The sequence below is a fragment of the Gordonibacter urolithinfaciens genome, from assembly GCF_900199375.1.
In the GTDB taxonomy this organism is placed as follows: Bacteria; Actinomycetota; Coriobacteriia; order Coriobacteriales; family Eggerthellaceae; genus Gordonibacter; species Gordonibacter urolithinfaciens.
Genome location: NZ_LT900217.1, coordinates 2,494,484 through 2,511,922, shown reverse-complemented (window position 1 = coordinate 2,511,922; position 17,439 = coordinate 2,494,484). Strand labels below are relative to the sequence as shown.

10 protein-coding genes are annotated in these 17,439 nt (G+C 65.1%); all 10 read right to left on the bottom strand.

Going from position 1 to position 17,439, the window contains the following annotated elements; genetic code table 11:
- Nucleotides 1–11: 11 nt before the first annotated feature.
- Complete coding sequence (gene moaC / locus BN3560_RS10730) at nt 12–515, bottom strand: cyclic pyranopterin monophosphate synthase MoaC (RefSeq protein WP_087191327.1); 504 nt, start codon at nt 513–515, stop codon at nt 12–14.
- A gap of 209 nt (nt 516–724) precedes the next feature.
- Entirely contained in the window at nt 725–1,726 is a 1,002-nt protein-coding gene (moaA, locus tag BN3560_RS10725; protein ID WP_096228040.1) for a GTP 3',8-cyclase MoaA, read from the bottom strand.
- 133 nt (nt 1,727–1,859) lie between these two features.
- Nucleotides 1,860–9,632, bottom strand: coding sequence for an InlB B-repeat-containing protein (locus BN3560_RS10720; RefSeq protein WP_096228039.1), 7,773 nt, complete (start codon nt 9,630–9,632; stop codon nt 1,860–1,862).
- Nucleotides 9,633–10,018: 386 nt separating this feature from the next.
- Nucleotides 10,019–11,131, bottom strand: coding sequence for a sulfate/molybdate ABC transporter ATP-binding protein (locus tag BN3560_RS10715; RefSeq protein ID WP_096228038.1), 1,113 nt, complete (start codon nt 11,129–11,131; stop codon nt 10,019–10,021).
- Nucleotides 11,128–12,675 carry a molybdate ABC transporter permease subunit gene (gene modB / locus BN3560_RS10710; RefSeq protein ID WP_096228037.1) on the bottom strand — a complete coding sequence of 516 codons (1,548 nt, stop codon included), beginning with the start codon at nt 12,673–12,675 and terminating at the stop codon, nt 11,128–11,130. Before modB ends, BN3560_RS10715 begins: the two co-directional genes overlap by 4 nt.
- A 79-nt stretch (nt 12,676–12,754) precedes the next feature.
- Nucleotides 12,755–13,675 (bottom strand): molybdate ABC transporter substrate-binding protein, encoded by a 921-nt coding sequence (gene modA / locus BN3560_RS10705; RefSeq protein WP_096228036.1) that lies wholly within the window; start codon nt 13,673–13,675, stop codon nt 12,755–12,757.
- A gap of 236 nt (nt 13,676–13,911) precedes the next feature.
- A complete protein-coding gene (locus BN3560_RS10700; protein ID WP_096228035.1) occupies nt 13,912–14,511 on the bottom strand; it encodes an ABC transporter ATP-binding protein in 600 nt (199 codons plus the stop codon).
- On the bottom strand, nt 14,504–15,550 hold the full coding sequence (locus tag BN3560_RS10695; RefSeq protein ID WP_096228034.1) for an ATP-binding cassette domain-containing protein: 1,047 nt from the start codon (nt 15,548–15,550) through the stop codon (nt 14,504–14,506). Before BN3560_RS10695 ends, BN3560_RS10700 begins: the two co-directional genes overlap by 8 nt.
- A 9-nt stretch (nt 15,551–15,559) precedes the next feature.
- Nucleotides 15,560–16,459: an ABC transporter permease gene (locus BN3560_RS10690; RefSeq protein ID WP_096228033.1), complete on the bottom strand. Its 900-nt coding sequence runs from the start codon at nt 16,457–16,459 to the stop codon at nt 15,560–15,562.
- Nucleotides 16,452–17,438, bottom strand: coding sequence for an ABC transporter permease (locus BN3560_RS10685; protein ID WP_096228032.1), 987 nt, complete (start codon nt 17,436–17,438; stop codon nt 16,452–16,454). Before BN3560_RS10685 ends, BN3560_RS10690 begins: the two co-directional genes overlap by 8 nt.
- Nucleotide 17,439: the final 1 nt, after the last annotated feature.

Below are 17,439 nucleotides of genomic sequence, written 5' to 3'. Positions count from 1 at the left end.
TTTGCGGCGCGCTAAGCCTCGCGCTCCCAGAGGCCGGTCTTGCCGCCGTCCTTCTTCAGCAGGCGCACGTCCATGATCTCCATGCCGCGGTCCACGGCCTTGCACATGTCGTACACGGTGAGGCACGCCACGCTCGCGGCGGTGAGGGCCTCCATCTCGATGCCGGTCTTGCCCGTGACGCCGCAGGTGGTGGTCACGTGGATGCCCACGCGGCCGTCCTCGCGCTCGCCCGCCTCCACCGGCGCGCACTCCACCTTGGCCTTCGTGATGTTCAGCGGGTGGCACATGGGGATGAGGCTGCTCGTCTGCTTGGCGGCCATGACGCCCGCCACGCGCGCGCAGGCCAGCACGTCGCCCTTGGCGGCCTTGCCCTCCACGATGAGCGCGAGCGTGGCGGGGTTCATGGCGATGAAGCCCTCGGCCACGGCCACGCGCTCGGTGTCGGCCTTCTGCGACACGTCCACCATGCGCACGTCGCCGTGCTCGTCGATATGGGTGAGTTGCTGTTCGGTCATGGAGTGCTCCTTTGGCTCGATATCACAGGTTGAAAATCGCAGGTTGGCGCTAGTAACTCAGCGAGAAGGGCCGAGGGGTGCCGCCTTCGGGGGATCGCAAGGGCGAAGCGTGCTTTGGTACGCGAGCCCTTGGGATCGCGCGAAGGCGGCGCGCCTCGGCCCTTCGCAGCATCGGCAGGTTCCGACGACCGGCAGGCCGTTGGTACCCCTCAGCCTCCAATTTGGGACATTCCCCGTTCGGTTCCTACCTTATCGTGGTGCTCGTCGGGCTTGGCGCCCAAGGCCTGCGCGAACACGGTGCGGGCGGCCTGCTCGTCGCCCGAGCGCAGCGCGGTGCGCAGGTCGTACTCGTCGTCCGAGAACAAGCACGGGCGCAGCTTGCCGTCGGCCGTGAGGCGCAGGCGGTTGCACTCGCTGCAGAAGTGGCGCGACAGCGGGCTGATGAAGCCCACCGTGCCCTGCGCGTTCGGAAACTGGAAATAGCGCGCCGGCCCCCAGCCGAGCGGGCGGTCGTCGCCGGCGGCCACGAGCTCGTCCATACCGGCGGCCCGGGCGCGCTCGTTGATGATGCCGAACAGCTCCTCGCTCGGCACGACGTCGTCCTTGCCCCAGCCGCAGCCGTGGCTGCCGGAGCTCTCGCCCACCGGCATGTACTCGATGAAGCGCACATGCAGCGGGCGGTCGAGGGAGAGCTTCGCGAACGCCAGGTAGTCCTGGTCCAGGCTGCGCACGGCCACGGCGTTGATCTTCACCGGGTTGAAGCCCGCCTCGAGCGCCGCCTCGATGCCGTCGAGCGTCTGCTGGAGCTCGCCGCGGCGGGTGATCTGCTTGAACTGCGCCGGGTCGAGCGTGTCGAGCGAGATGTTCACGCGCGAGAGGCCGGCTTGCTTGAGCTCGGCCGCCATCTTCGGCAGCAGCACGCCGTTCGTGGTCATGGACACGTTCTCGATGCCGGGCGTGTGCGCGATGGCCCGCACGAGGTCCACCACGCCCAGGCGCACGAGCGGCTCGCCGCCGGTGAGGCGGATGCTGCGGATGCCCATGCCGGCCGCCACGCGCACGGCCTGCTCGATCTCCTCGATGCGCAGGATGTCCTCGTGGGCGAGCGACTGCACGCCGTCCTCGGGCATGCAGTAGATGCACCGGAAGTTGCAGCGGTCGGTGAGCGATATCCTCAAATAGTCGATGGTGCGACCATGGCTGTCTTTCATAGGGCCCCTTCTCCCTTCTCGTGTGAGAATATTATAGGCCAAGTATCCTCGATTGCGAGAGGCAATCTAGCGAAGCGGGCCCCGGATCGCTCCGGGGCCCGCTTGGAACCGTACCGTGCCTGCCTGCGCCCGCCTACCGGCTGCGCCGCCGTCGCAGTGCGGCGGCCAGGGCGCTCGCGACGGCCAGCGCCGCAACGCCCGCGAGCGACGCCGCGAAGGCACCCGTGCCGTCACCGGTGCCCACGAGCCGCTTGGTGCCGACGGCCTTCGACGAGGCGTCGAGGGGCTTCAGGTCCGACCCGCCGTTGTCGCCCGGCTTATGATCGGCGCCGGAGTCGGTACCGGGGTCTGGATCGGGATTCGGGCTCGGATCCGGATCAGGGTTCGGGCCGGGGCCGGGATCGACGGCCGTCCACTTGGCGAAGAGCGTGAGCGGGCGCTCGACGGGCGTGCCGAAGTCGAACGCCTGCGTGCAGCCCTCGTCGACGAACCAGCCGCCGAACGTGTAGCCCGCGCGAGTCGGGTCGTCCGGCCTCGCAACCTTGCTGCCGAAGCCGATCGTCTGGGAGGCAACGGCCGAGCCGCCGTTCGCCTCGAAATCCACGGCAACGCTCTCGGAGGCGAGGAGCGCATAGGTGGAGAACTTGCTCGCGTAGAAGCGCACGATGCCCCTGTCACGATCGATGCTCTCGGGCACGATGATCTCCGTGTCGTGCTCGTATCCATGCACGTGAGCAATGCGAACGCTCTTGCTTGCGACCAGGCCAGGATCGACGTGGACCTCGAACAGCAGAGGCTCTTCGACCTCGCCGAGAACGGCCTCGTGCTCGGCCTGGACCGAGCCGTCCTTCACCACCTGAACGACCATCTTGACGGACAGGTCGAGGTAGAGCTGCACCGACTCGCCGTCCGATGCCGCACCGCCGATGGCATCCTTCTCGCTGTCGTCGACCTCATCCTCGCCCTTCTTCTCGAAGCCGAGCGAGACGACCACGCGCACGTCGGCCGTGTCGGCACCGGACACGAGCCCGGCCACCTTTTGCGCATCCTCTGCCGTCATGCCGACGGGCGCCTCGTCCTTCTCGATGGCCTCGAGGACGCTCGCGGCATGCTTCGCCGCAGCCTCGACCGACTCCTCGGTCACGGTCGCATGGGGGCTCCCGTCCGCGGGCGGCGCGGGCACTTCCACCTGGATCTCCACGTTGCCCGTCTCGCCGGGCGGCAGCGGAACGGCGTTCCACTTGGCATAGTAGGTGGTCGCGCCCGCCGGGTACGTGGCGGGAAGTGCCGAAACGGGTTCCGTCAGGGCCTTGTCCGCATACCAGCCGGCGAACGCGTAGCCTTCGCGAGACGGCGCGGGCAAAGACCCCGCCACCTGCTCGCCCGTCTTGCCTACGAGGTCGGCAACCTGCGAGCCGCCGTTCACTTCGAACGCGATGCGCGCCTCTTTGGCGGTGTAGGAGAACGTGAGCTCCTTGCCGTAGGCGTCGAGCACGATGCGCTGGACGGCGGCGCCCTCAAGCGCGTAGCCCTCGATGGCGGGAGCCTGCTCGTCGTAGGACTGCCCGAACGTGCGACCTTCCACGACCTTGTCGTCGGAAAGCCTCGTGGTCGTGCCATGCAGGTAGTAGTGCACCGTGTAGGCCACGTCGGTGTTTGCCGCCCACGAGCCGGTGATCGTTACGTTCCCGGCAGGCATGGCGAAGGCCTCGGCGCGCGACCATCCGGAGAACGTGTAGCCCGTCATGGTCGGTGTGGCGGCCGGCGTCACCGTCTCGTCGAACTTGGCGGTCGCCTTTGCCGGCAGAGCCGGCGCCGAGGCCGGGGCGTCGCCCGTGTAGGCGTACGAGACCTCGTATGAGTTGCGATCGTAGTAGAGCTTCAGCACGAGCGAACCGTCGCCAGCGATAGTTCCGGAAGCAACCGTCCCCTGTGCGTCCTCGTTGGGGGCGAAGCCCTCGTAGACCTTGGGGGCCGCGGTGGCCGTCGTGTCTGTTTGGCCCTTCAGCCTGTCGGTTTCGGCCAGCTCGTAGGTACCGTCAAGCATCTGCTGGTAGTGCTCCACCTTGTAGGCGGTGTCGCCGAGCGCCGTGAACGAGCCGTACAGGACGACATCGGCGTCGCCCATGACCAGCTCGTCGGCCTCGCTCCAACCGGCGAACGTGTACCCGGGAGCCGTGGCGGCAGGCGCGACGGCGATATTAGCCCCGTAGCGGTACTCCTGAGGATCAGGAAGCGTCGAAGCCCCTGCGGGAACCTTCCCCTTGTACCGGTAGGACACGGTATGCACATTGCGGTCGTAGTAGATGCCGACGACCGTCGATCCATCGGCGGCGATATCGGCCTGCTCGAAAGGCTTGGCCGTGAAGCCGGTAGCGGACTTGGCCGCAGCTTTGGTCTTCGCGCCGGTGGTGCCGGTCATCTCATCCACGCCGTTTTGGGTGTACCCTTCGTCCTCTATGTTCTGGAAGAAATGCCTGACGGTGTAAGCGGTGTCATCAGCCGCGGTATAGTAGCCCGTGACTGTGACCGCATTGTCAGGCATGGTAGCGGGCAGCCCCGACCAACCATTCCACACATAGCCTACCTGTGACATGTCGTCGCCTATCAGCGCGAGCTCCGCACCGTAGCGCACGTTCTTGTCGACCTGGTAAGAGTCGTTTGCGAAATAGGAACCGATCACTTTGTAGGTGACGTCGTATGCGTTGCGGTCGTAGCAGAGCTTCAAAACGAGCGACCCGTCACCGGCGATAGTGCCGGAAGCAACCGTCCCCTGTGCGTCCTCGTTGAGGGTGAAGCCCTCGTAGGCCTTGGGGGCCGCGGTGACCGTCGCGTCCGTCTCGCCCGTCAGGCTGTCGGTTTCGGCCAACGCATACGTGCCGTCGAGATTTTGCTGGTAATGCTCCACCGTGTAAGCCGTGTTCGTGTTCGCCGTCCAAGTGGCCGTGTAGGAGCGGTTGCCCGTCGACCCCTTCGCAATGGTCACAGACTCTGCTCCATCATCGATGCCGGAACCTGTCCAACCCGCGAACGTATAACCCGCCCGCTCCGGGTTGGCCAGCGTGAAGCTCTCGTCGAAATACGTGTAAGAAGCAGGGTTCTTCGCAGTGCCTGCCAGCATGCCGCCACCCAAGTCGTACTTGATCTCGAACGCTCGCGGCACCACGCTGCCAGGCTCATCGGTTGCATCCTGCGCGTTCTGCTGGTAGATGCTCTCTTCGTAATACTTGGTATCAAGCACCTTGTTGAACGTGCCGCCGGTGATGAAATCTTCCTTGATGCTCTGCACGACATCCGCACCGCCGTTGATGGCATTGAGCGTGCCGCCTATCACGGAAACTTTGACTTTGGCGATGTCGGCTTCATCGTTGTTTTCCGGATTGCTCACGCTAAGCGCCGACGCACCCGAAATCGTGCCGCCAGAGATGGTCACGTCGATGTTGTTTTTCGTCACATGCTGCACAACGGCGATACCGGCACCGGTAGTCGTGGCGCCGTTTGCGTTCGATGCTACGGCAAACGGCGATCCCGTCCCAGTGATGCTCGCGTTCCCAGAGACGTTCAGCGTACCGGAGCGCATCTCGACACCGGTGACGCCCTCGATAGCCCCTCCGCTCACTTCGAGCGTGCCGGTCTGGGGATGGTAGATTGCTGCCGCGGCTTCGGACCTGACGGAGGCAACGTCCTTGATAACGACGGATGTGTTGTCGGCACCAATCCCATTCCCCGAGATGGCGAAGTTGTTGTGGGCAAGAATGGCGCCTTGCACTTCAAGGGAACCGTTGGATTTCAAGAACACGGCCGGCTTGGAAGCCCCGTCGTTCTCAACGATCGCGTCGGAGGCGATAATCGCGCGAGAATCTGTGCCGGACACTTCCAAAGCCGAAGAGGATGGCGATTTCACCGTTCCGTGCGCTATTGTAACTTTGTTGCCCGAAACAGCAATAGTTGAATACGAAGTTGTCGCCGACCCGCTCCAGGTATGCCCATCGAGATCGACATAGACATCGTTTGCCGAAATCGTCCTCTGTCCTGTAACATCACCGAGAAGCGTAACGGTGTCCCCATCTTTGATCGTCGCGCTGGAAATCGTGTCGGCATACACGGTGCTACCATTCGCACGCAAGATTTCGACAACCGGCGAGGTCGACGCATAGAAGTTGGAGCCATTTTGGCAAAGATAGCTACCATCTTCGACGCTTAGAATCCCTTCGAACGTCGAACCGTCGTTCAACGAAACAAGACCGCGAGAGAACAAGACGCTTCCCGTGGGCTTCAACAGCACCCTCCCGCCTTCTTCAACCGCAAGCGAAGACCCAGCATTCACGGCAAGCTTTTTCGACGTTGCTTCGACCGTCAGGGTCGCGCCGCTTTTTACCGTCAGCTTCGCATTGTCGTACACGTAAAGGTACACGCCTTCGGGAATGGTCGCATCCTCGGTAAGCATGTGGTCACCGCGAATGTAAACAACCTTGTTAGCATCGGAAAGCTCGCCAGCGGCACGCAACGCTTCGGACAGGGAGTCAAACGTACCCTTGTAGTGCGAATCATTCGGGTTATTGTACAGAAAGTCGTTCCACACCTCGATGGAGCCCTTCGGCGAAACATGGTACATCCCGCCGTCTATCTGATTCGCAACGTAGCGCACACGGACGTAGTCCGAAGGATCGCTTGAGAATGTGCCGCCAGCGATCACCTTCGAGGCGTTGCCGGTCAGGGCCGAGAGCGAGACTGCGGGCTTTCCGGAGGCGCTGGAAACCGTGAGGGTCTTGCCTTCGGGCTGCGAGATAGCAAGCGACTTGATTAGCGAGCCCGCGTCGCCGACAGCGTATTCCTGAATAGCGGCATTGTTTGCGCTAGTCAGCGTGCCGCCGGTGATGGACACCTCGGCAGTGCCCGCGGCACCGTACCCCCCACCGCCACGCGAAACGAGGGACAGCGCCGCGCCGTCAAGGATGGACGAGCTCGTGGTCGTGGTATCGGATGAGGCAATCTCGGCAGCCGTCGCGTTGATGCTTCCACCCTCTATGCTCAGCTTGCCCTCACCGCAGAACTGCACGCCGTTCGCACCTTCCAGCGTGCCGCCCGAGACGGTCAAGCCGCCGTCCTGCGGATGGTAGATGGCGCAACCGTCTTCGGACGTCGAGCGCACGGTGCCGCCCTTTATCTCGATGCTCGTGCCGTCGCAATCGCCGTTGCCGACGATGCCGAAGTCGCTACCGTAAACCGTCCCGGCCTCAAGCGTGAGGGAAGACACGGCGCTCGCGCCGTTTCCGATAACGGATATGCCGGCGGTCGCACCGGCAATCTCGGTATCCTCGCCTTTGATCGTGACGGAGGGGTTGGAGGTGTTGCCTGACGCGTTGCCGATGCGCAGGCCGAAGCTTTGTTTGCCCCCCGGCGCTTCAGCAGCCTCAAGGATCACGTTGTCAAGCGTCAGATTGACATTCTGGTTCGCCCAAACCGCCATCCCGAGAGGGCCGTTGTCGGCCCCATTCCACGTGTTTCTTATCGTGCCGTTTTTGATGATAACATCGACAGGCTCCCCGTATCTATTGATATACAACGTGAAATATCTCGTGCCGTCAATGCTGTAATTATTCAAATCAAGCGTGAAAGACTTATTGCTGACGGAGTATTGAGCGTCCGCTGCAGGAACATCTTTGAGCAAAGTAACCGTTTCGCCGTCTTTGACCGAACTGAAAGCCCGGGAAAGAAAGCTGAACGTTTCCCGAACTTCGCCGTTTGCGCCGGTGATGCTCGCCACTTGATCGCTCTCCACGACAAACATGCCGTCAGAGTTTTCCTTAATAATTCGGCCAGCTCCCAAATACTCGGTCACGTCGCTTGAGAACGTGCCGCCGTTCGCGGTCATGGTGCCGGGTGCCACCACGTTGAGGGCCGGGACGTTTTCGCCGGCTTTCACGAGGCCGCCCGTGATTGTCGCTTTGGCGTTCGCGCTGTCGTAGTAGGCGCTTGCGCCGTCGATTTGCACGCCGTAGCAGCTTTGCACGATCGCGCTGTCGCCCACCTGGCCGCTCGCGTTGCCGGTGGCGATCACCGTGCCATCCGTCATGTCGAGCGTGCCGCCGCGCAAAAGGACGCCGACGCCGTTGTCGGCGTACACGGTGCCGCCGGTGATGCTCAGCTTGCCGCGCTGGGGATGGTAGATACCGCAGGCGATGTATCCATCAGCATTGATGTGGCTGATGACGGTGCCACCGCTGATCGAGATGGACGTGTCGCGAGACTCCGCCTCATCTTTGCCATTTCCTCCGATGGCAGCGTTGTTGTCGGCAACGACCACTCCACCGCTCATCACGAGCGTCGCACCCTCGCCTTGCACGCCGATTCCGAATTCAGCGCTGTGGAAGTAACCCCCGTTTACCGTGAGGGTCGAACCTTTGCTCACGAAGGCCGCATCGCTGTCCTCGGACTCCACGATGCCGCCCTCGATAGTGGCCGAGCCTCCGTTCTGAACATGAAGCGCTTTTGCGTAAGGCTCGGTTGTCGGGCTCTTGCCGAGGATCTTGCCCGCAGCATAGGTAACAGAGCCGTAATCGTCGCTTACAACAGGATTTGCATCGGCCGTGTCGTCCTTAACCGTGAGCGCGCCTTCTACGGTTACCGTATCAGCGTTCGGAGCACCCTCCACAACCTGTCCGTTGAGGTCGAGCACGATGCTCTTATCCGCAGGAACGATGACGTTTTCCTGCACGTCCTCAAGCAGGATGACTGTCTCGCCAGTCTGGGCCGCGTTGATGGCCGCTTGAACCGTTGGGTACTTCGCACCTTGCACGCTCGCCACCATAGCCTGGGTGAACACCTGGCCCTCGGAAATAGAGCCCGCATTGGGCCCCTGAGCGGTACGGTACGTGCAGCTTTCCAACGACGTGAGCGTGCGGTTGCCATCGGCATCCGCCCCCAATTCGAACTTGGCATTGGCGCTGTAGTTCACGCTGACCTCGGTTCGGTACGGCTCGCCGGCAGAATCGCAGGCTATCGCCACGTCCTTGAAGGTCGAAACCGCAGGGCTTCCATTGGACCCAACCTCGTCGGCAATAGCTATCGTGCGCCCACCGCTCGACTTCGCGATCACTATGGCCGTGCCATTCCCTGAAACGTACGTTCCCATGATCGAGTCGGTTTCGAACGCTGCAGCCGTGCCCGTCTTGAACAGGTTGAAGCCCAGATACGACCCGAAAGCCGCGCCGTGGATCTCGGGAGGCGCCCCATCCGCAGTCCACGAGATGGCGAACCGCTCGTACTCGCCATTGGAGACGTTCCTCAGGAGAACCGAAGGGATGTCGCACACAAGGGAATCGCCTTCCGAGCGCAGGTCGATTCCGTAGGAAAGAGTCATGCCATCGGCCGTGATGGCCTGCCAGGAAACCGATACGTCCGTGAGCTGGTAGCCTGAGCCCTTCTCGAAGGAGAAGCCCTCCGCTGCGACAAGACGGAGATGCAGAACCTCGAACGCCGCTGGGTCAAGATTCAGCTCATCGAGAACGCTTTTCTCATCATCGTTCAAGCCGCTGCCGATCTGTCGCTCACCACCAGAGTCGAGAGTATAGAAGATGCGCAGTGGTCCGATCGCGCCTACCGTTTCTCCAGCAGGAGAAGCCGACGGAAGCGCGCGGGTCGACGGCTCCCCGACCATGGCGTTCCCGTTTTCGGGTACCGGGCCGTTATTGGCGGGGTCGCTCCGATTGTCGTCCTCGGGCGTCGCTTGACTTTCCAACGGCTGCGTCGCCGATGCGACACGGTCATCGTCGGATTGCTGAACCTCTGCCACCGACTCCGAATCGCCGGCACCCCACGCGGCAAAGGGGACGTTCATCGTGAGGGCGAGGGCGAAGGTCAGTGCGATCGCCAGCGATTGGTTGGCCTGTTTCTTCCACTTCATGCGGTCCGCCCTTTCCCCGTGCCCATACGTCGTCGCGCATGCTCTGACCGCATCGCCTCCACCTCTTCGCGAAAGAGGGGCGATGCTGCTCCTTGAAGATCGAATCCGTTATAAATAACCTGTTCACACGCATATAAATGAAAATTTGCTGCGTCGATCTACCTTGAAGAATAAGTTTACACCATCCCCCCGTCAATATTTTCGGGCGAAATTTTCTCAAGGGAATGTTGTTTTTTATTGTTATTTCGATGTTCGGACGATGGGGAGACGGCGGCTGGTCGGCGCTTGCCGCCGCGGTATCGCGGTAGGGGCAATGCAGCGCACGCGCCATCCGCCGAACGGGCAGAGGCTGAAACAGGGATGTTCGGGCGCGTGCGCCGCGCCGCCTACCGCGACACCAGGTACACCTTGTCGGGAGGGATGCGGATCCACAGCTCGTCGCCCTCGGAGGGCAGCTCGCCGGGGCCGGCCTTCAGCTTGTCCACGCGCCAGAACAGATGCTGGTGCAGGTACTTCATCTCGTCCTCGTCGGCGCTCACGGTGGGCGCCTCGTCCTGGACGCGGTCGAGGAAGCCCAGAAGCACCGTGCGGTCGAAGCGCGAGTCGCTCACGCGGTCGACGCGCACCCGGTAGCAGTTCTCGCCGGGGCCGGACGCGCGCTCGAGGTAGAACGCGCGCACGCCGAGGTGGGTGACGTCCTCGCGCACCGGCGCGGCGGTTGCCACCTCGATGCCCCACTTCGGCAGCCTCACGCGGTGCTCGCCCATCCGCTCGGCCGGCGTGGCGTTCTTGCAGCCCGACAGCTTCACGCCCGCGAGCGACTGCGGGCGGTTCACCAGGTCGTCGCCCGTGCCCGTCTCCATGATGCGCCCGGCCTCCACCACGGCGATGCGGTCGCAGAAGCGCAGCGCCTCGTCGATGTCGTGGCTCACGTACAGGATGGTGCCGTCGTAGGCGTCGAACAGGCTCACCAGGTTCTGCTCCAGCACGCCCTTGAGGTGCGCGTCGAGCGCGGAGAACGGCTCGTCCAGCATGAGGATGCCCGGCCGCGCCGCCAGCATGCGGGCGAGCGCCACGCGCTGCTGCTGGCCGCCGGAGAGCTGCGCCGGGTAGCGCTTGTCGAAGCCCTCCAGGCCGAAGCGCTTGAGCTCCGTGGCCACGATGGCATCGCGCACGCCGCGCGGCACGGCGGGCTCGATGCCCGCGCCCACGTTCTCGGCCACGGTGAGGTTCGGGAACAGCATGTAGCTCTGGAACAGAAGCGCCGTCTTGCGCTGTTGCGGCGTGAGGTTCACGCGCTGCGCGGAATCGAAGAACACCTGGTCGTTCACCACGATGCGCCCCTCGTCGGGCGTCTCGATGCCGGCGATGCAGCGCATGGTGAGGCTCTTGCCGCACCCCGACGCACCGAGGAACCCCAGCGTCTCGTCCCCCGCCGTGAACGCCACGTCCAGCGTGAAAGAGGGGTACTTCTTCTTGATGTTGACTTCCAGGCTCACGCCTCGGCCCTCCTGCGGTACTTCGTCGTGCGCCTACCCCAGAGGTTGATGAACAGGATGACCACGAAGCTGAACAGCATGATGACGATCGTCCAGAAGATGGCCACGTCGGTGTTGCCGTTCATCCACTCGAAGTAGATGGCGATGGGAATGGTGCGCGTGATGCCTAAGTAGTTGCCGGCCAAGAACAGCGTGGCGCCGAACTCGCCCAGGGCGCGTGCGAACGAGAGCACCGTGCCCGCCGCGATGGACGACCACGACAGCGGCAACATCAGCTTGAAGAATATCTTCGCGTTACTCCAGCCGAGCGTGCGGGCGGCGTCCAGCATGTTGGGGTCCAGGTTCTCGAACGCGCCGCGCGCGCTGCGGTACATGAGCGGGAACGCCACCACCACGGCCGCGATGACCGTGGCCTGCCAGCTGAAGATGAGCGGGAACCCGATGTCGATGAACCACTGCCCCACGCCCGTGTTCTTCCCGAACGCGAGCAGCAGCAGAAAGCCGCACACCGTGGGCGGCAGCACCATGGGGATGGTGAAGATGGAGTCCGCGATGTCCTGCGCCCGCGCGGGGATGCGCAGGCTGAAGTACGCCGCGGCCAGCCCCAAGATGAAGATGAACACGATGGCCGTGAGCGTGGTCTTGAGCGTGACCCACAAGGGGCTCAAGTCGATGCCGCCCAGGAACTCCGCGAGCGCGGCAAAGCCGGTGGCGGCGCCCACCACCTCCACGCTGTCCGCGGGGGCCATCGTGGCGAAGTCGGCGTGGGTGAGCCGCACGTGAGCGGGGTTCGCGGCGTCGGTCACGTCCGAGCCGTCCGCGCCGATGACGCACGCATAGAACTCGCCGGGCTTGAGCTCCTGGTCGAAGCGGTATTCGACGCCCTCGTGCTCCACGATCGGCTCGTTCGTGAATATCCAGTTGCCCTGTCGCGTCAGCACCGAGCCGCCCTTGGCGTTCTCGGAGTCCAAGGCGATGAGCAGGCTCTTGAGGTACGATCGGCTCTCCGAGGAGCTCTTGTCGAACCCGTTCTCCTCGGCGACGCCGTGCGGCACGTACACGACGATGCAGGCATCGGTTGCGATGACGCCCAGGCTGCCCGGCTCGTCGGAAACGAGGTAGCGGTAGCCGGCGTAGGCGCCGCCGATGTCGCTGTTGCTGCCCACCTGCGAGCGCGAGAAGCCCTCGAGGGCGAAGGGGCTGCCGTCCAAGGAGGCGGCCGTGCCGTCGGCGGCCAGGCTCACGGCATCGTCCGCGGCCGAGGCGTCCTGCGCGCCGTCGGCACCCGCTGCGGCGGGGTTCGGCGCGGCGGGATCGCCCTCATCGCCGGTGTCAGCGAACGCGAGGCCGGGCGCAAGCGCCGAGGAGAGGATCAGGGCAAGGGCCAGGGCGAGGGCCGCGGCGCCCGATATGGCGCGCCGCTGGACGAAAGCCGGTCGAGCCGTCGCGGGCGCGGAGGGGAGAGGGGGTGCAACCCTGTTCGCGCAGCCCTGCGCCGTCCGTGCAACCGGGCGCGCGCAGGTGTCTGTTCGGGAGATTCTCATGGTTGTTCCTTATCGCGCGGAAAGGATGGGCAGTCGAGTGCCCATCCTTTCCCACATGATACCGTATGTGCGGGACCCTTTACTCGGTAACGAGCTCGAAGCCCCACTCCTGCCACAGCTTCTTGGCGTCGGCGTCCGTCGTGGCCCAATCGAGGAACTCGGCGGCGGCCTCGGCCTGCTTCGAGTCCGTGCAGACGGCGGCCGGGTAGATGATCTTCTTGTGCGTGTCGTTCGGCACGACGCCGATGACCTTCACGCCGCCGAAGCGGTACACGTCGGAGCTGTACACGAAGGCCACGTCCACGGCGCCGGACTCGGCCTGCTTGCACACGTTGCCCACGGAGGTCTGCAGGTTCACCTTGCCGTCGAGCGGCGTGCCGTCGAACGTGCCGCCCTTGCCCGTGATATCGCTGCCGGTCTTGCCGGACGGGTCGGTGTAGCAGCCCACGGTGGACAGCGCCTGGTCGGCGTAGTTGCCGGCCGGCACGGACTCGTCGCCCACGGCCACGGCGTAGTCGCCCGTCGCCACGTCGGCCAGCGTGAAGCTCTGGTCGGCGCCGTACTTCGCGGCCAGCTCGGAGTTCTCGCCCGTCACCATGACCAGGTCGTTCCTGAACATATCGAAGCGCGAGGCCTCGTCGACGTAGCCGCCGTCCACGGCCTCGTCCATCTTGGCCTTGGAGGCCGATATCAGCACGTCGGCGTACGCGCCGCCGGCCAGCTGCTCGTTGAGCTCGCCCGAGGACAGGTACTGCGTGTCCTTGAACGTGACCCAGTCGTGGTCCTGCGTGTAGAGCTCCTGCACGGCGTCCATGGCCTTCGACAGCGAGTTCGCGGCGAACAGCTGCAGCTCCACGGCCTCGTGGCTCTCGGCCTTGGGCTCGTCGGCTTTCGGCTCGTCGGCCTTCTGCTCGGTGGACGAGCAGCCGAACAGCGCGAACGCGCCCACCATGGCGAACGCGCACGCAGCCGCCATCGCAATGCGGAGGTGCTTCTTCATAAGATCCCCTTCCCTGGTTCTCTCTGACTCGACTCACGCGGTGCCGCCGGCCCCCGCCCCCTGACAGGCGCCTGATCGGCGTATGAGCACCCCTATATTATTCTTTTGATAGTATATAGTCAATTACAAATATCGCGAATTGAGCAGAAAGCCGGCAACGACGAAGGGCGGCGGATCGGGCAGGGAGGAAGGCGCGGCAAGCGGGAAAGGCCGGGGAAACGGGAAGGCGCCCGGCCCTACGCGCCCAGGCGCACGACGCGCGTGGCTATGCGGTCGGTGAGGGCGGGGGAATGCGACACGAACACGAGCCCGATGCCCCGCCTGCTCGTCTCGCCCACGAGGAAGCGCCATATCTGGGCCTGCGTGAGGGCGTCGAGCATGGTGGACACCTCGTCGGCCACGAGGTAGCGCGGGTTCGCGGCCAGCGCGCGGGCGATGCAGAAGCGCTGCAGCTCGCCGCCCGACAGCTCGTGCGGATAGCGCGACAGCCAGCGTTTCTGGATGCCCAGGTCGTCCAGCAGACGGCCGGGCACCTCGCCCGCCTCGGCCAGGGTCGCGCCCATGCGCATGCGCGGGTCCACGGCGGCCTCGGGATGCTGCCATATCATCTGCACGGGGCACGCACCGCGCCGCGGCAAGGGCTCGCCGTCCACCAGGACCTCGCCCGCTTGCGGGCGCTCGTAGCCGGCCAGCAGGCGGCAGAGCGTGGTCTTGCCGAAGCCCGAGGGCGCGCAGAGGGCCACCCGCTCGTCGGGCGCAACTGCCAGGTCGAAGCCTTGGTAGAGCGCGCGCGCCGCACCGGGATACGCGTAGGTGATGCCCCGCGCCTCAAGCATGGAAACCTCCCTTGCCAGACCCCTCGTCAACGTTGCGGTCGCGAAACCCGTGCTCCGGCAGCGCATGCCACAGCGCGCGCGAGAACGGGTGCGCGAGCGTGTCAGGGGACGCGAAGTTCGCGACGGCCGTCTCCTCCACCACGGTGCCGTCCTTGAACACGGCCACGCGGTCGGCCACGTGCAGGGCCAGCTCTATGTCGTGGGTGATGAGCATGACGCCGCCGCCCGCGTCGGCGAACGCGCGGAAGTCGTCGAGGGCGCGCACGGCCAGATCCAGGTCGAGCCCGGGCGTGGGCTCGTCGGCGACGATGACGCGCGGATCGTCCATGAGCGCGCAGCACAAGAGCACGCGCCGCGCCATGCCGCCCGACAGCTCGAAGGGGTAGAGCTGCGCCGTCTCCTCCGACAGGCCGTAGCGCTCGAACAGCTCCGCCCGACGGCGGCGACGCTCGGCATGCGGCACGTCGGGGTGCGCGAAGCCCTCCACCTGCCGCCCCACTTTCATGAGCGGGTCGAGGTTGTTCACGCTCTGCGGCACGAGCGACACGCCGTTGCCGCGCAGCGCGGCCAGCCCCGCGGCGTCCTGCAGCTCGCCGTCGAACCAGATGCGGCCGCGCACGGTGGCGTTCGGCTCGAACAAGCCCAGCACGGCGTCGGCCAGAAGCGTCTTGCCCGACCCCGACGCGCCCACCACCGCCACGATCTCGCCCGCATGCACCGAGATGGTCAGGGAGCTGATCACCTCCACGAAGCGCTGCCTTGCGCGGAAGAACGGGGCGTCCTCGTCGTACATGCGGAACCCCACGCTCAAGTCCTCCACCTGCAGCAGGTGGTGGCCATGCTCGTGGTGGGACGCGGGCGCGTGCGTATGGTGGTGGTGCTCCTGCTCGTCGGCGTGCTCGAGAGCCTCGTGCCCTCCGAACAGCGTGTCGGCCAGCTCGTCCAGCTCGGCCGCGCGCCCGCAGGCCGGCACCTGCTCCGCCCGCGTCTCTTCCGCCCGCGCCGCCTTCTGCGCCGCACCCTTCTGCGTCTCGCTCATCCGCGCCTCCTATTCCTGCGAGCTGTGCGGGTCGATGAGCTTGCGAAGGTTCGAGCCCGCCACGTCGAACAAGAGCACGGTGGCGATGAGCGCGAGACCCGGGAACACCGCGAGCCACCACATGCCGGCCGACAGGTACGCCATCGACTCGCTCAAGATGACGCCGATGGCCGGCTGCTCGGGCGGCAGGCCGAAACCGAGGAACGTGACGGCCGCCTCGTGCAGGATGGCATGGGGAAACAGCAGGATGAGCCCCACTATGAACTGCGGCAGCACATAGGACACCATATGCTTCAAGGCAATGCGCAGCGGGCTCTGCCCCAACTTGCGCGCAACGGCCACGAACGTGGACTCGCGGCATTGCAGGATCTCGGCGCGCACCACGCGGGCCAGGCTCGGCCAATGCGTCACCGCCACGCCGATGGTGACGCCCCAGAACCCCTTGCCGAGCGCAAACGATATCAGGATGAGCAGCACGATGTGCGGGATGCCCATCATGAGGTCGATGAGCCAGGTTACCACGGCATCGGCCTTCTTGCCGCCGAGCGCCGCCACCGCGCCCAGCACGAGCGCGATGACCGAGGACGCGCCTGCGGCCAGAAGGCCCACCAGCACGCTCGTGGACAGGCCCGCCAGCGTGCGCAGCAGCATGTCGCGCCCCATCCAGTCGGTGCCGAAGGGGTGCGCCAAGCTGGGCGCGAGGTTCTTCTGGGCAAAGTCCGTGGCCGTCGCGGCGTCGGCGGCCACAAAGCCCGTCGCCACCACGGCGGCCAGCGCGACGACCGCCAGCACGAAAGCCGCCAGCGTGAGCTTCCTGTTCCCCCACCGAGCCGCGCGGGAAGCGTGGAGCACCGGGGCTGCAGCCACCTTGAAGCCGGCGGCCTCGCAGGTTTCCTTTCCGCTACGCATGAGCCTTCGCCCCCTTGCGCATGCGAGGGTCCACCACGCCGTACAGCACGTTGGCTATGAGGTTGCCGCCGAACACGAACGCCGCCGAGAACAGCGCGATGCCCGCGAGCAGCGCCACGTCGCCGCCCAAGCCCGCCGTGACGGCCGCCTGCCCGAGGCCCGGGTACGAGAACACCTGCTCCACCAGCACCGACCCGCCGAATATCTCGGAGATGGAGGCAAACTGCAGCGTGAGCGCGGGCAGCGCCAGGTTGCGCAGCCCATGGTGGCGCAGGGCGCCCCAGGTGGAAAGCCCGCGCGTGCGGGCGAACCGCACGTAGTCGCTCTCCAGCACGTCGATGGTCTTCTCGCGCGTGTGCAGCGCGATGTTCGCCACGCCCACCACCGAGAGCGTGAGCGCGGGCAGCGCCAGATGGTGCAACGCGTCCGCAAGCGTCACGTCGGCGGCCGACACCCCGATGGGAACCGAGAAACCGAACGGGAACCAGCCCAGCCACACCGAGAACACGATGAGGAACACGAGCCCCAGCCAGAACGTGGGCACGGACGCCAGCAGAAAGCAGTAGCCCTTCACGATACGGTCGATGGGTCGCCCGCGGTTGGCGCCGGCCAGGATGCCCAAGCCGAAGCCCAGCACGCCGCTCACCACCCAGGCCGTGGCCATAAGCGCGAGCGAGTTCACCGTCCGCGTGGCGATGACGTCGGCCACCGGCGCGTTGAAGCGCAACGACGTTCCCAGGTCGCCGTGCAAAAGGTCGCCGAGCCAGCTGGCGTAGCGCTCCCACAAGGGCGTGTTCACACCCCAGTACTCGGCCAGCTGCGCCCGCTTCGCCTCGCTCATGTTGACGTAGGCCGCCTGCCCCACGTTCGCCTGCACCGGATCGATGGGGGATATGCTCACCAGCACGAACGTCACCATGCTCACGGCAACCATGAGCAGGATGAACTTCACTATGTTCCGAAGGATGAATCGGGCCATG

Coding starts and splice junctions, on each gene's coding strand:
- moaA (WP_096228040.1), bottom strand. CDS start 1,726: ATGAAAGACAGCCATGGTCGCACCATCGACTATTTGAGGATATCGCTC.
- BN3560_RS10695 (WP_096228034.1), bottom strand. CDS start 15,550: ATGAGCGAGACGCAGAAGGGTGCGGCGCAGAAGGCGGCGCGGGCGGAA.
- moaC (WP_087191327.1), bottom strand. CDS start 515: ATGACCGAACAGCAACTCACCCATATCGACGAGCACGGCGACGTGCGC.
- modB (WP_096228037.1), bottom strand. CDS start 12,675: ATGAGAATCTCCCGAACAGACACCTGCGCGCGCCCGGTTGCACGGACG.
- modA (WP_096228036.1), bottom strand. CDS start 13,675: ATGAAGAAGCACCTCCGCATTGCGATGGCGGCTGCGTGCGCGTTCGCC.
- BN3560_RS10720 (WP_096228039.1), bottom strand. CDS start 9,632: ATGAAGTGGAAGAAACAGGCCAACCAATCGCTGGCGATCGCACTGACC.
- BN3560_RS10700 (WP_096228035.1), bottom strand. CDS start 14,511: ATGCTTGAGGCGCGGGGCATCACCTACGCGTATCCCGGTGCGGCGCGC.
- BN3560_RS10685 (WP_096228032.1), bottom strand. CDS start 17,438: ATGGCCCGATTCATCCTTCGGAACATAGTGAAGTTCATCCTGCTCATG.
- BN3560_RS10690 (WP_096228033.1), bottom strand. CDS start 16,459: ATGCGTAGCGGAAAGGAAACCTGCGAGGCCGCCGGCTTCAAGGTGGCT.